The organism is Enterobacter sp. RHBSTW-01064, from assembly GCF_014103035.1.
Taxonomy (GTDB): domain Bacteria; phylum Pseudomonadota; class Gammaproteobacteria; order Enterobacterales; family Enterobacteriaceae; genus Enterobacter; species Enterobacter mori.
Genome location: NZ_JABXOU010000001.1, coordinates 973,011 through 987,727 on the forward strand (window position 1 = coordinate 973,011; position 14,717 = coordinate 987,727).

14 protein-coding genes are annotated in these 14,717 nt (G+C 56.3%); 1 reads left to right on the forward strand and 13 read right to left on the reverse strand.

The genetic code is table 11. The features are described 5' to 3' along the window. Positions 1-193: 193 nt before the first annotated feature. From argT to pdxB, 11 genes are all read right to left on the reverse strand, one after another. Positions 194-976: a lysine/arginine/ornithine ABC transporter substrate-binding protein ArgT gene (argT, locus tag HV355_RS04480; protein ID WP_182401037.1), complete on the reverse strand. Its 783-nt coding sequence runs from the start codon at positions 974-976 to the stop codon at positions 194-196. Positions 977-1,271: 295 nt separating this feature from the next. Beyond that, positions 1,272-1,841, reverse strand: coding sequence for a UbiX family flavin prenyltransferase (locus HV355_RS04485; protein WP_010433259.1), 570 nt, complete (start codon positions 1,839-1,841; stop codon positions 1,272-1,274). 88 nt (positions 1,842-1,929) lie between these two features. Continuing rightward, complete coding sequence (gene purF / locus HV355_RS04490) at positions 1,930-3,447, reverse strand: amidophosphoribosyltransferase (protein WP_010433256.1); 1,518 nt, start codon at positions 3,445-3,447, stop codon at positions 1,930-1,932. A 33-nt stretch (positions 3,448-3,480) separates the two neighbouring features. Continuing rightward, positions 3,481-3,969 (reverse strand): colicin V production protein, encoded by a 489-nt coding sequence (gene cvpA, locus HV355_RS04495; protein WP_000262116.1) that lies wholly within the window; start codon positions 3,967-3,969, stop codon positions 3,481-3,483. Positions 3,970-4,222: 253 nt separating this feature from the next. After that, complete coding sequence (gene dedD, locus HV355_RS04500) at positions 4,223-4,909, reverse strand: cell division protein DedD (RefSeq protein WP_126544345.1); 687 nt, start codon at positions 4,907-4,909, stop codon at positions 4,223-4,225. Then, positions 4,899-6,167, reverse strand: a complete 1,269-nt coding sequence (gene folC, locus HV355_RS04505) for a bifunctional tetrahydrofolate synthase/dihydrofolate synthase (protein ID WP_182401039.1) — start codon at positions 6,165-6,167, stop codon at positions 4,899-4,901. Before folC ends, dedD begins: the two co-directional genes overlap by 11 nt. A gap of 70 nt (positions 6,168-6,237) precedes the next feature. Then, the gene (gene accD, locus HV355_RS04510; protein ID WP_010433245.1) at positions 6,238-7,143 is read right to left on the reverse strand and encodes an acetyl-CoA carboxylase, carboxyltransferase subunit beta; all 906 of its coding nucleotides are present in this window, start codon (positions 7,141-7,143) and stop codon (positions 6,238-6,240) included. Between the two features lie 154 nt (positions 7,144-7,297). Then, positions 7,298-7,957: a DedA family protein gene (locus tag HV355_RS04515; protein ID WP_003861406.1), complete on the reverse strand. Its 660-nt coding sequence runs from the start codon at positions 7,955-7,957 to the stop codon at positions 7,298-7,300. Between the two features lie 28 nt (positions 7,958-7,985). Continuing rightward, a complete protein-coding gene (gene truA, locus HV355_RS04520) occupies positions 7,986-8,798 on the reverse strand; it encodes a tRNA pseudouridine(38-40) synthase TruA (RefSeq protein WP_042716992.1) in 813 nt (270 codons plus the stop codon). Next, on the reverse strand, positions 8,798-9,811 hold the full coding sequence (locus HV355_RS04525) for an aspartate-semialdehyde dehydrogenase (RefSeq protein ID WP_182401041.1): 1,014 nt from the start codon (positions 9,809-9,811) through the stop codon (positions 8,798-8,800). Before HV355_RS04525 ends, truA begins: the two co-directional genes overlap by 1 nt. Before the next feature lie 67 nt (positions 9,812-9,878). Beyond that, a complete protein-coding gene (gene pdxB, locus HV355_RS04530) occupies positions 9,879-11,015 on the reverse strand; it encodes a 4-phosphoerythronate dehydrogenase PdxB (RefSeq protein WP_174339896.1) in 1,137 nt (378 codons plus the stop codon). Positions 11,016-11,127: 112 nt separating this feature from the next. On the opposite strand from pdxB, the gene flk reads away from it, so the two are divergent. Continuing rightward, positions 11,128-12,135 (forward strand): flagella biosynthesis regulator Flk, encoded by a 1,008-nt coding sequence (gene flk / locus HV355_RS04535; protein WP_100165815.1) that lies wholly within the window; start codon positions 11,128-11,130, stop codon positions 12,133-12,135. A gap of 85 nt (positions 12,136-12,220) precedes the next feature. Here flk and HV355_RS04540 read toward each other — a convergent pair whose 3' ends face one another. Together HV355_RS04540 and fabB are read right to left on the reverse strand one after the other, a co-directional pair. Beyond that, entirely contained in the window at positions 12,221-13,399 is a 1,179-nt protein-coding gene (locus HV355_RS04540; RefSeq protein ID WP_148400464.1) for an MFS transporter, read from the reverse strand. Between the two features lie 68 nt (positions 13,400-13,467). Next, a complete protein-coding gene (gene fabB, locus HV355_RS04545; RefSeq protein WP_089597894.1) occupies positions 13,468-14,685 on the reverse strand; it encodes a beta-ketoacyl-ACP synthase I in 1,218 nt (405 codons plus the stop codon). Between the last annotated feature and the right edge of the window lie 32 nt (positions 14,686-14,717).

Genomic DNA, 14,717 nt, shown 5'->3' on the forward strand with positions numbered 1-14,717 from the left:
TTTTACGACGACGGGGTGCGGTTAATGTGCCATTAATCCACGCTGTCAGGCAAAGAATAATGCCTTTGGGGCGGGATTTTTTGCATTATAAATGCGTAAGTATGCACACGACGACCCAATATGGTGCACAAGCTGCACCATATCGGATCACCCACACCAGCGACGCACCAGGTCAGTGCATCACCGTTATGCGTCAGTCACCGTAGACGTTGAAGTCGAAGTATTTCTTCGCCAGTTTGTCATAGGTACCGTCTTTACGCAGCTCAGCGAAGGCTTTGTCAAAGGCGGCTTTCAGCTCGGTATCGTCCTTACGCAGGCCGATACCGGTGCCGTCACCAAAGTATTTTTTGTCTTTCACGGACGGGCCCGCAAAGGCGTACTCTTTACCGGCTGGCTGCTTCAGGAAGCCTTCGCTCGCGGCGACTTCATCCTGGAATGCGGCATCCAGACGGCCTGCTGCCAGGTCAGAGTAAATCAGATCCTGGTTCTGGTAAGCCACCACATCTACGCCCTTCTCACGCCAGTTGGCATTAGCAAAACCTTCCTGCGTCGATCCCTGAAGCACGCCGACCTGCTTGCCTTTCAGCGAGTCGATGGTCGGTTGGATCGGGGAGCCTTTGGCGGCAATCAGACGAGAATCCGCAGCGTAGAGCTTGTCAGAGAAGGCGATCTCCTGCTGACGTTTTTCGGTGATGGAGAGAGAAGAGATAATGGCGTCGATTTTTTTGGCTTTCAGCGACGGGATTAACGCGTCAAAGTCGCTGCCCACCCATGTGCATTTCACCGCGATGCGTTTGCACATTTCATTTCCCAGATCGATATCAAACCCCACGAAATCGCCTTTCGCATCCTTGGAAGAGAATGGCGCGTAGGTTGCGTCTGTACCGATACGAACCGTCTGTGGCAGTGCTGCATAGCTACCTGCTGCTGCACTTAACCCCACGAGCAAAGACAGAGCCAGAACCGTCTTCTTCATACATTTACCCTCAAGTACCGTGATTTTATTATGTATTGTGTAGTGTGTTGTGTTGTGTTGCAGGCTTCTCTTGCAGGTCTTATGCCACATTCCCGTCTGGTCAAAAATTCGACGTTAAATATGTTAATAAAACGTTGCGATATTGCCTTAGTGGTGAAAGATAGCAGGTCTGCCGAACGAACCGGAGAGGGAAGAAGGGAAAAAACGAATTAAATGTCGAGGATATGATCGCCGTTGCATAATTGCCCTGAAACAGGGCAACTTGTCTTTTCATGCACCTTGTTTGTGCACAAATTCAGGCACCCTGCCAGCGGGTGAAGAGGTCTTCCGGCAGGTCAATATCAAACTGGTCCAGCACGCGGTTAACGGTCTGGTTGATGATGTCATCCAGCGTTTGCGGGCGATGGTAGAACGCGGGGACCGGTGGCATGATGACAGCCCCAAGTTCAGCCGCCTGCGTCATTAAGCGTAGATGCCCCAGATGCAGCGGTGTTTCCCGCACACAGAGTACCAGAGGACGACGCTCTTTCAGCACCACATCCGCCGCGCGCGTCACCAGGGTATCGGTATAGCTGTTCACAATGCCGGAGAGCGTTTTTATTGAACAGGGCAGGATAACCATACCCGCCGTTTTAAACGAGCCTGAAGAGATACTGGCCGCGATATCGCGGGCATCGTGGACGACATCCGCCAGCGCCTGAACGTCACGCAGGGAAAGGTCGGTTTCAAGGGAGAGGGTCTGGCGCGCCGCCTGGCTCATCACCAGATGGGTTTCCACATCTGCTACGTCACGCAGCACCTGCAACAGACGTACGCCGTAAATCGCGCCGCTGGCACCGCTGATCCCAATAATGAGTCGTTTCATGATTTTTGCCCTTACTGATTCAGGGCAGACTGTGCAGGATTTTGCGGGGAGTTGCAAGTGAGGGCGTCTGCCCTCACCTGCAGAAACATCAACCTTCGTTGTGCATCTCTAAGCTTTCAAGATCGTTCTGCAGCTGGACGGCTTTCGCATCGTCGTTACGCAGGGAATCCAGGTAGTCGAGATACTGCTGGTCAACGTCTTTGGTCACGTACACGCCGTTAAACACTGAGCATTCGAACTGCTGAATGTCCGGGTTCTCGGCACGCACCGCGTCGATCAGATCGTTCAGATCCTGGAAAATCAGGCCGTCAGCACCGATGATCTGGCGAATTTCGTCCACTTCACGACCGTGAGCGATCAGCTCCGTCGCGGTTGGCATGTCGATGCCATACACGTTCGGGAAGCGAATTTCTGGTGCCGCAGACGCCAGGTACACTTTCTTCGCACCGGCTTCGCGTGCCATTTCGATAATCTGCTCAGACGTCGTACCGCGAACGATGGAGTCATCCACCAGCAGTACATTCTTGTCGCGGAACTCGGCGCGGTTGGCGTTCAGCTTACGACGCACGGACTTACGGCGCAGATGCTGGCCCGGCATGATAAAGGTGCGGCCAACGTAGCGGTTCTTCACGAAGCCCTGGCGGTAAGGCTTATCCAGAATACGCGCGATTTCCAGCGCGATATCGCAGGAGGTTTCCGGGATAGGGATCACGACGTCGATATCGAGATCGTCCCACTCGCGGGCAATCTTCTCGCCGAGCTTCGTACCCATGTTCACGCGCGCACTGTAGACGGAAATCTTGTCGATGAAGGAATCCGGACGGGCGAAGTAAACGTATTCGAACAGGCACGGGTTGCTGACCGGATTGTCAGCACACTGGCGGGTAAACAGCTGGCCCTTCTCAGTGATGTAGACCGCTTCACCGGGCGCAACGTCACGCAGGAATTCAAAGCCCAGCGTGTCCAGCGCCACGCTTTCAGAGGCAACCATATACTCCGTACGACCATCGCCGAGCTCACGTTTGCCGAGCACCAGAGGACGAATGCCGTTTGGATCGCGGAAGGCGACCATGCCGTGACCGATAATCATCGCCACGCAGGCATACGCGCCGCGGATCTGACGATTTGTTGCGGCAATGGCAGCAAAGATGTTGTCTGCTTCCAGCGGGTAGTGACGGAAGTTATCCAGCTCGCTGGCGAACACATTGAGCAGGATTTCAGAATCAGAGGTGGTGTTAATGTGGCGACGTTTCTCTTCGAACAGCTTTTTACGCAGCTCGTGCGCGTTGGTCAGGTTGCCGTTATGAGCAAGGGTGATGCCATACGGTGAGTTGACGTAGAAAGGCTGTGCCTCAGAGGCGCTGGAACTGCCAGCAGTAGGATAACGAACGTGACCGATCCCCATATTACCTTGCAGACGCTGCATATGGCGGGCTTCAAACACATCGTTTACCAGGCCATTCGCCTTGCGTAAACGGAAGCAGTTGTTTGCATCAATGGTGATGATACCCGCAGCATCCTGCCCACGGTGCTGAAGCACCGTTAACGCGTCATAAATCGACTGGTTTACCGGCATGAAACCGGCGATACCGACAATACCGCACATTCGTCTTTTCCTCGTTAAGCCACATCTCAGGGTTTATGCCCTGGGCAAAAAACTCGACGAGCTTTGCAGATAGTCAAAGAACCATCTGATGATGAAGCTGAACTCTGGAATGAGCTGCGATTTCTGCCAGTCTTCGCTTTTGGAGAACCCGGTGAAGGTATCCAGGAAGAACAGTATCGCGGCCACAATCAGCACGCCTCGCAACGCACCGAAACAGATCCCGAGCACCCTGTCCGTTCCTGACAGACCGGTTTTCTCGACCAGCTGACCTATCACGTAATTGACGATAGCGCCAACAATCAGCGTCGCGATAAACAGCACCGCGATGGCGATTCCGTTTCGGACCAGTTCATCTTCAAAGCCCGTGAACCAGACAGACAGGTAAGTGTAGTAATGACTGGCAACAAAGAAAGCACAACCCCATGTCACCAGCGATAACGCTTCACGAACAAAGCCACGGATCAGGCTAACCAGACAGGAAAAACCAATCACCGCAATGATGGCGTAATCAATCCAGACCATATGTGTCCCACGATTTAACGCCCTGTCATCCAGTTCGGGGCGAATTCTAACAGAAAAAGAAAACGTTTGCGTAGGGATTTCCTTCCCGCGCGTAAATAAAAAAGGCGCTGAAAAAACGCTCAACGCCATGGGCCTTTTGACGCCTCTGTGGACGTCTGCTTCCCCTCACCCTAACCCTCTCCCCAAAGGGGAGAGGGGACTATTTACACCCTCTCCCCTTTGGGGAGAGGGCCGGGGTGAGGGGTAATTCTTGTCAGTTCGCGCTGTAGTTCATCACCACACCGCTCAGCCCGGAGATCTGCTTCAGCTCACCCAGCGACCCTTTCAGCTTATCTTTCGACGCTTCCGGCCCCACCAGGATACGGGTAATTTTACCCTGCACCGGCGTGGAAGGTGAAGTGTAAACACGGTATCCCGCACCGCGCAGTTTACTCACCACCTCGTTGACTTTATCGGCATTTTTCAATGCGCCAAGCTGAACAACGTAGGCTTTACCCGTCGGTGCCGCGTCCTGTTTCGCCGGTGGTGGGGTTTCTGACGCTGCAGCCAGCTGCTCTGCCGCTTTATCCCGCTGCGGCTTCGGCTGCGGTTTCTCGACAGGCTTCGGTTTTTCAACAGCCTTAGGCTGTTCCACCGGAACCGGATCGATTTCAATATTGTTATTCGCAGCCAGGCGAGAAGGATCGAGCGACGGTGCGGCAGCATCGCCTGCGCGCACCTCTTCTGCCGCGCCCTCCGGCGGCTGAGCAGGTAGCGCCTGCGTCGCGGCGGGCAGCATGTCTGGCTCATCGCGATCGCCCGGTTTCGGCACCAGCGGAATGGCCGCAAATTCGTCCTGATAATGCTTTTTCTGCCCGTCGAGCAGTCCCGGAAGAATAATCACTCCGAGCGCGACCAGCACAATGGTTCCTGTTAAACGGTTCTGAAACTTACTCGCCACCGGTTCTCCCCGCGTCCATCACTTCCATGACATGTGCCACCGTGTGGAATGAACCACACACCAGCACGGTATCTTCTGGTTTAGCATCCGCCATCGCAGCATGCCAGGCCTGCGCCACGCTACTATAGATTGCGCCTGTGCCGAGATGTTCCATCAACTGCTCAGCCGTCGCGCCGCGTGGCCCCTCCAGAGGAGCACAATACCAGCTATCGACCATACTCTCCATGCAGGCCAGCGTCCCGCCGATATCTTTATCATGAAGCATACCGATAACCGCCAGCACGCGCCCGGTTTTTGGTAACGATTTGAGACGTCCTGCCAGATACGCCGCCGCGTGCGGGTTGTGGGCCACGTCCAGAATAAGACGCGGCGACTCGCTGACAATCTGGAAACGCCCCGGAAGGATCGCGTTCTGGATACCGTCGCGGATCGCCTGCTCGCTCACCGTCAATCCACTGGCACGCAGTGCCGCCAGCGCGGTGGCGGCGTTCGGCTGCGGTACCTGCGGCAGCGGCAGGTCGTCCAGCGCACCCTGCGCATCGCTAAAGCGCCAGCCGTTGTCCTGAACCTCATAGTGCCAGTCTACGTCGCGGCGCATTAAATGAGCGCCCTTCTCATTCGCCACGTCGGCGATGGTATGCGGCATGTCCGGCTCGCCGACCACGGCGGGCTTATTCGCCCGGAAGATACCGGCCTTTTCACGGCCAATGCTTTCACGGTCTGGCCCCAGCCAGTCGGTATGATCCAGCGCGATGCTGGTGACGACGGCGACATCCGCATCCACCATATTGGTGGCGTCAAGACGACCACCGAGCCCAACTTCCAGAATTACCACGTCAAGCTGCGCCTGTTTGAACAGCCACAGCGCTGAAAGCGTACCGTATTCAAAATAGGTTAATGAGATCTCACCGCGTGCCGCTTCAATTTCCGCGAATGACGCCGTATGGGCAGATTCCGGCAGTTCGCGGTTCTGCACGCGCACCCGCTCGGTGTAGCGCACCAGATGTGGAGAGCTGTAAACGCCTACCTTGTAACCCGCCGCCATCAGGACAGATTCCAGCGTGCGGCAGGTCGTGCCTTTCCCGTTGGTGCCCGCGACGGTGAACACGAACGGAGCCGGTTTGAGCACATCAAGACGCGCGGCGACCTGGCTTACGCGTTCAAGCCCCATATCGATGGTTTTACTGTGCAGGTTTTCCAGATAAGAAAGCCACGCGGCCAGGGGCGACGTGGCTTGGGGAATGCTTTTATTTTCCATAATGCCCGGTTGTCATTAACAGATTAGAAAGCAAAAGGGCAGCGCCAACCGGCCCTGCCCTTTTCAGTTATCAGGCCTCGGGTTCCTGATCCGGTACGATCACGCCTTCGCGTGGCTCATCCGGGTTCGGCGCGGGCAGATTCATCAGCTTCGCCAGGACGCTTGCCAGTTTCAGGCGCATTTCCGGGCGGCGAACGATCATGTCGATAGCGCCTTTCTCGATGAGGAACTCACTGCGCTGGAAGCCCGGCGGCAGTTTTTCACGTACGGTTTGTTCGATAACGCGAGGACCGGCAAAGCCAATCAGCGCTTTTGGCTCAGCGATGTTCAGATCGCCCAGCATCGCGAAGCTTGCAGAGACGCCGCCCATGGTTGGGTCGGTCAGTACAGAAATGTACGGCAGACCGCGCTCCTGCATTTTCGCCAGCGCTGCAGAGGTTTTCGCCATCTGCATCAGGGACATCAGCGCTTCCTGCATACGTGCGCCACCTGAAGCGGAGAAGCAGATCAGCGGGCAGTTGTCTTCCAGCGCCTGCTCAACGGCACGCACGAAGCGCGCACCGACCACAGAGCCCATTGAGCCGCCCATAAAGGAGAACTCAAATGCGGCGGCAACAACCGGCATCTCATGCAGGGTGCCCTTCATGACGATCAGCGCGTCTTTCTCGCCGGTCTCTTTCTGTGCAGAGGCCAGACGATCTTTATATTTTTTGGAATCGCGGAACTTCAGCACGTCTTTTGGCTCAAGTTCGCTTCCCAGTTCTACCAGAGAACCTTCGTCCAGCAGGCTATGCAGGCGGTTGCGCGCCGACATACGCATGTGGTGGTCACATTTCGGACACACTTCAAGATTGCGTTCCAGTTCTGCACGATACAGAACCTGGCCGCAGCTATCACACTTCGTCCATACCCCTTCAGGAATGCTCGCTTTACGCGTTGGGGTAATGTTGCTTTTAATTCGTTCAATCCAGCTCATTGATAACCTTTCTGCCTGAACCTGGTCGTATGCCAGTTTTGCTATAAGAGGCGAATAATGCCATTTTTGCCTCCAACAGACCATGAATGTTGCACATTAAAACATAACAGCCCGAAACTTTGGATAAAAAAGTGGTCGAACCGCCAGCGTGCATTTACTTCGCTTGTTTAGCTGCCGCCCGTTTGTGACGGATGATTTCGATAACGCCCGGCAGTACGGAAAGCACAATAATCGCTACAATCAGCAACTTAAGGTTTTCCTGAACCACTGGCAGATCGCCAAACAGGTAGCCTGCGTAAGTAAAGAGCAGTACCCACAGCAGCGCACCGACAACGTTATACATCGCAAAATGACGATAGGACATATGCCCCATTCCTGCCACAAACGGTGCAAAGGTACGAACGATGGGGACAAAACGGGCAAGAATAATGGTTTTGCCGCCGTGACGCTCGTAGAAGGCATGCGTTTTATCTAAATAGCTGCGGCGGAAAATTTTGGAATCCGGATTACTGAATAACCGTTCTCCAAACACGCGCCCGATGGTGTAATTGACCGCGTCTCCCACAATGGCGGCGATGATCATCAGCACAACCATTAGATGGACATTCAGGTCATTGGTCGGCAGCGCGGATAACGCACCCGCCACAAACAACAGCGAATCTCCGGGCAGGAACGGCGTCACCACCAGACCGGTTTCACAGAACAGGATCAGGAACAGAATGGCATATACCCAGACGCCATACTGCGCGACCAGTTCCGCCAGGTGAACATCAATATGCAGAATGAAATCAATCAGAAAACGTATTACGTCCATATTGTCTAAGCCTTAATTGCACCTTTGTTTAGTCCGCTAAAAACAGCGGGCCCATTGGCGGTTTTGGCAGGTCAAACCGATCCGGATAATCCACCGAGACCAGATACAGCCCTTCCGCTTTCGCCGTTGCTGCCGCAAGCGTTCTGTCCTTCGCTGCCAGCAGTTCTGCAATCCAGCTCTCCGGCTGGTGTCCGGCACCCACTTCCATCAGGCTGCCAACAATATTCCGCACCATATGATGTACAAAGGCATTGGCTTTGATATCGACCACCACATACGCGCCATAACGACTGACGTTAATGTGCATGACGTTACGCCACGGCGTACGGGACTGACACTGCACCGCACGAAACGACGTAAAGTCATTTTCTCCAATCAAACACTGCGCCGCACGCTGCATACGTTCTGCATCAAGCGGCTCATAAAAATGCGTCACGCCCTGGCTTAACACTGCCGGACGCAGACGCTGGTTGTAGATGACGTAGCGGTAACGGCGCGCAGTGGCGCTGAAACGCGCATGAAAATCATCCGGCACAGCTTTCACCCAACGCACGGCAATGTCACCAGGTAAATTCGCATTTACACCCAGCGTCCAGGCAGCATCCTTGCGCACGGCGGTGGTTTCAAAGTGCACCACCTGCCCTGTGCCGTGAACACCGGCGTCGGTTCGGCCTGCGCATAAGACGTTAATCGGCTCATTCGCTACCTGAGAAAGCGCTTTCTCCAGCTTTTCCTGAACGCTGCGCACTTCGTTCTGACGCTGCCAGCCATAATATTTACTGCCATCGTACTCAATGCCGAGGGCAATTCTATGGACCGGCTTTTGTTCCACTTCTGACATCAGTACAGGTACTCCTGCACCAGCTTCTCGGCGATTTTAACTGCCATCAGCGCGCCGCCAAAGCGTACGTTATCGGCAACGGACCAGAACTGAACCTGCTCGGGCATGCCGTAATCGTTGCGCACGCAGCCAATAGAAAGATGCGCGCTACCGGTGGCATCGCCCACCTGGGTCGGGAATTCACTCTCTTCGGAAAGGACGATATCTTCACCGCCGCTAAACGCATCGCGCGCTTCTTCCGCCGCCAGCGGGCGCAGGGCTTCAAAACCAACCATCTGCGCGTGGCCGTAGAAGACAGGCGACTGCACAACGTTGGCGGAGATCATCAGGCCATCGTCCTGCAGAATTTTACGCACTTCATCGACGATACGACGCTCTTCGCGCACGGAACCTTCACGATCCGGCAGCAGTGGCAGCATGTTGAATGCCAGCTGACGACCAAAATAATCGTCTTCATCAATCGGGATACCGTTCAGCAGCTTCGCACTCTGCCCGGCCAGCGCATCGACCGCTTTTTTACCGTTAGCGGAGGCCGACAGCAGGCTGGTCACATTAATACGAGACAGGCCGCCGTCGTCGATCAGCGGTTTCAGCGCAGTCAGCAGCTGGCTGGTCAGGCTGTTCGGTACCGCGATGACGTTGCGGTTGCGGTAGTCAGCCAGCACGAACGGGTTCACGTCCGGCACCACCAGCGGCACATCCGGCTCCATTGAGAACAGGCCGCTCAGGTCGATCACCAGGCAGCCTGCGTTAGTCGCCTCTTCAACGTACGCAGCAGTCGCTTCAGCGCCCGCGGCGAAAAACGCCAGCTGCGCCTGCGTCCAGTCGAACGCGGCCGCGTCCTGGACCATGACGGATTTACCGTTAAAACGCAGATGCTCACCTGCGCTGTCGGTACGTGCCAGCGCAAAGATGTCGCCCACCGGGAACTGACGCTCAGCAAGGGTTTCGAGCAGGGCTTCGCCCACGGCACCCGTGGCACCTAAAATGGCAATGTTCCAGCCTTCAGACATGGTGGTTTACTCCAGAAATAAAAAAGCGTCCCTGTCGGAGTATCCGACAGGGAGCATTAAGAAGACATTAATGCGCCGGGTGATGAACGGCGTTAAACCCAAGTTTATGCAGCAGCGTCGCCGCCGAAGCGTCGTCGCACATCACATACAGGGAAGACCACTCGCGGCGCTCAACGTAGTTCTTGCGCAGCTTATCAAACTCACCCGGGATCCCCGCCACTTTACGCAGCAGCGCATCATCGCGGCGCACATCATACACCAAATGCACCAGCCTTTTCAGCGTTGCCTGATCGAGCGGGCCGTGCAGAGTGATGCGACCAAATTCTGGCGCGGGGAGTAAGGTATCCAGCGCTACCTGCTGCGGATGACCGATAAAGGCGCTGTAGGCTTCAAACACCTGCGTCGTGCCGCGCGCTTTGCCTTCAAGCGTGTAGCCAGCGATATGCGCGGTGCCCACGTCCACCTTGTTGAGTAGCTCAACGTTGAGTTCCGGCTCGGGTTCCCAGACGTCCAGCACCACGCTGAGGTTTTGTCCTTCGTTCAGACATGTCAGCAGCGCGGCGTTGTCCACGACCGGGCCACGGCAGGCATTTATCAGAATAGTGCCAGCCTTCAGACGACGGATCAGCGTTTCATCGGCCAGATGAAGAGACTTATACGGCCCCTCTTTAAACAGCGGCGTGTGGAAGGTGATCACATCACACTGTTCAACCAGCTCATCCAGCGAGCGGAAGTCGCCTTCATCGCCGTTATCTTTGCGCGGCGGGTCGCACAGCAGTGTGCGGATCCCTAACGCTTCAAAACGCTTTTGCAGGCGACCGCCCACGTTACCCACGCCGACAATCCCCACGGTGCGGTCTTTCAGCGCAAAACCATCGCGCTCGGCCAGCATCAGCAGCGAGGAGAAAACGTATTCCACAACGGCAATGGCGTTACAGCCCGGCGCGGCGGAAAAACCGATCCCCGCCTGCTTAAGCCACTTGTCATCCACATGATCGGTCCCTGCCGTTGCGGTCCCGACAAATTTCACCGTTTTGCCGGAGAGCAACGTCTCATTTACTTTGGTCACCGAGCGCACCATCAGGGCATCGGCATCATCCAGTTCGTTCACCGGAATCGGGCGACCAGGGACAGCCTTAACATCGCCAAGGCGGCTAAAGAGCTCGCGGGCGTAAGGCATATTTTCATCAACGAGGATTTTCACGTCTGAGTACCTGTTTGAGAGGAAGAAAACCTGCCAAGTGTGCCATAATCTCGCCGCCAGGCATATATGTCCGCCGGGTTAACGCTGAGTTTTGACTTTAAGGATTCCGACGATGCAGCCTATTTCAGGTACGCCGCCGCGCCCTCCGGGTGAAGGCCCCTTAACGCCGCCGAGTGTCGCAGGCGAACAGCCGCTCTCCACGCAACAGCGCACCGTGCTGGAGCGACTGATCACGCGCCTGATTGCGCTGACGTCGCAACAAAACGCGGAAGTCTGGGCCGGGGTGAAGCATGACCTGGGCGTGAAGAACGACGTACCGCTGCAGTCGCGCCACTTCCCTGCCGCCGAGCAGAACCTGAACCAGCGAATCAACGCTGCGCAACAAAATCACACCACTCGCCAGATTGTGTCGCAGTTGACCGAGCTACTGGGCCAGGGGAACAATCGCCAGGCGGTCAGTGATTTTATTCGCCAACAGTATGGCCAGACTGCCCTGAGCCAGCTCACGCCCGATCAGCTCAAAACGGTGCTGACGCTGTTGCAAACCAATCAGCTGTCGATTCCACAGCCTCAGCTGCGCCCGGCGACCGAACGCCCGCTGCTGCCTGCTGAGCACAACACGCTTAATCAGATGGTGACCAAACTGGCCGCCGCCACCGGCGAGTCGACAAAGCTCATCTGGCAATCCATGCTGGAGCTGTCCGACGTGAAAAGCGGCGAGTTGATCCCGGCCAGACAGTTTACGCATCTGGTCACCTGGCTGCAGGCGCGCCAGACGCTCAGCACGCAAACTGCCCCGACCCTGCACACGGTGCAGGCTGCACTGAAGCAGCCGCTCGAACCGCACGAGTTTGAGGCGGTGCGGGATTATGCCCAGCAGACCTGGCAGGCCACGCCGCAAACGGTGCTGACCACCGCGCAGGTGCAGGATATATTGAATCAGATCTTTGTTCGTCGCGCCGAGCGCGAAGGCGGCATTCCTGAAGCACGGAACATTCAGCCGATTTACAGTCCGCTGTTTGCGCCCGTCGTGGAAACCTTCAAAACGCTGTCCGCTCGTCCGGGGCTGATGTTCATTGCGCTGCTGATTGCGCTGGCGATTTTCTGGCTAGTTGCTTGAAACTGCCGGGTGGCGGCTACACCTTACCCGGCCTACGTTTCGTACGGTTGTAGGCCCGGTAAGCGAAGCGCCACCGGGCATAAAACTACGATCTGCGAAACGCCACCAGCGTCACCACAATTCCCACCACCGCTGAAACGGCCCCGGCAAGAAATACTGACGGATAGCCAAAGGATGTCGCCAACAGCCCCGCCAGCGGCGCAGTAACCCCATAGGAGATATCCTGAAACGCGGCATACCCACCGAGCGCCGTGCCGCGTACCTGCGGGGCCACGCGTTTCACCACCTCAACACCCAGCGCCGGGAAGATCAGTGAGCAACCGCAGCCGGTCAGCGCCGCCCCCAGCAGCGCAACGTAGGCATTGGGTGCCTGCCAGAGCAGCAGCAGACCAATGGTCTCAATAACCAGCGAGGCCACCGCCACCTTCACGCCGCCTAAGCGATCCGGCATCCAGCCAAAAAGCACGCGCATCAGTACGAACGCGCCGCCAAACGCGGTGAGCGTAAAGCCCGCCATTGCCCAGCCACGGCTCATAAAGTACAGGGAGACGAAGGTACCAATCACCGCGAAGCCAACGCCCTGTAGCGCCAGGCCGAGACCCGGCTGCCAGATTTGACCGACGACGCTCCACAGGGATGGGCGTTCGCCTTTATGGGCCGGGACTTTTCGCACCGAACCATTAAATGCCCACGCCAGCAGCGGCAGCACCATGGTGGTACCCGCCAGTGCCGCAAAACCAAACTGGCTGTGGATCAGCAGACCCAGCGGAGCACCTGCTGCCAGGGCCCCGTAGATGGCCATCCCGTTCCAGGACATGACCTTGCCCGAACGCGCAGGGCCAACCAGCCCCATCCCCCAGGTCAGGGTCCCGGTCAGCAGCTGACTTTCACCGAATCCAAGGATTAAGCGCCCCACCACCAGCAGCGCAAATTTATACACGGCGTCTACCGGCAGAAGCGCGGCCAGCAGCCATGCGCCGCCCGCCAGACCGCAGGCAAACATGCCCTGCAAAGCTGACCGTTTTGCACCGTGCTGATCCGCCAGGCGTCCGGCGTAGCCACGCGTTAACACCGTCGCTAAAAACTGAATACCCACGGCGATGCCAACCAGGGTATTGCCATAGCCCAACTCCTGGTGAACAAACAGCGGGATCACCGGCAGCGGCAGGCCGACGGTCATGTAGGTAAGAAATACCGCAAAAGCGATGCGGAACAGCGAGGTGTTCCCGGACGTGGCGTTTATATCTGATGTAGCGGCCGTCATGCATAACTCCGAATTCAGGCATAAAAAAAGGGAGCCATCAGGCTCCCTTCTACTATACATTCAAACGCTTATGCTTTCAGCTTACGCATTACCAGCGTGGCGTTGGTGCCGCCGAAACCGAAGCTGTTAGACATAACGGTCGTCAGCGTCGCATCCATTGGTTTGGTTACGATGTTCAGACCAGCAGCCTGCTCATCCAGCTCTTCCACGTTGATGCTTGGCGCGATAAAGCCATGTTCGAGCATCAGCAGAGAGTAGATCGCTTCCTGCACGCCAGCCGCACCCAGAGAGTGACCGGTCATGGCTTTGGTTGCAGAGATCGCCGGGCTCTTATCCGCAAAGACTTCGCGGATCGCACCCAGTTCTTTCACGTCGCCTACTGGAGTAGAGGTACCGTGGGAGTTCAGGTAGTCGATTGGGGTATCAACACCGTGCATCGCCATCTTCATGCAGCGCACTGCGCCTTCGCCGGATGGAGCAACCATGTCAGCACCATCGGACGTTGCGCCGTAACCCACGATCTCAGCGTAGATGTGAGCGCCGCGAGCCAGAGCGTGTTCCAGCTCTTCAACCACAACCATACCGCCGCCGCCCGCGATAACGAAACCGTCGCGGTGTGCGTCATAGGTACGGGATGCTTTATCTGGCGTCTCGTTGTATTTGGTGGACAGTGCGCCCATTGCGTCGAACTCACAGGCCATTTCCCAGCCCAGCTCTTCGCCGCCGCCAGCAAACACGATGTCCTGTTTGCCCAGTTGGATTTGCTCAACCGCGTTACCGATACAGTGCGCGGAAGTCGCACAGGCAGAGCTGATGGAGTAGTTCACACCGTGAATTTTGAACGGTGTCGCCAGGCAGGCAGAAACGGCTGAACCCATGGCTTTGGTCACAACGTATGGACCTACCGCTTTCAGGCCGCGCGGGCTACGCATTGCGTCCGCACCGAATACCTGCGCTTTAGACGAACCGCCGGAACCGGCAATCAGACCCACGCGCGGGTTGTTCTGATAAACGTCTTCGCTCAGGCCAGCATCTGCAATCGCTTCCTGCATGGAAAGATAGGCGTAAATAGAGGCATCGTTCATGAAACGAACCACTTTACGGTCGATCAAACCGGTGGTGTCCAGTTTGACGTTACCCCATACGTGGCTACGCATTCCCGAATCTTTAAACTCTTCAGAGAAAGTGATCCCGGAGCGTCCTTCACGCAGAGATGCCAGGACTTCCTGCTGGTTATTACCGATGCTGGAAACGATGCCCAGGCCAGTAATCACTGCACGTTTCATTCAATACCTCTGTAAGTCGCACTATAGTAAGT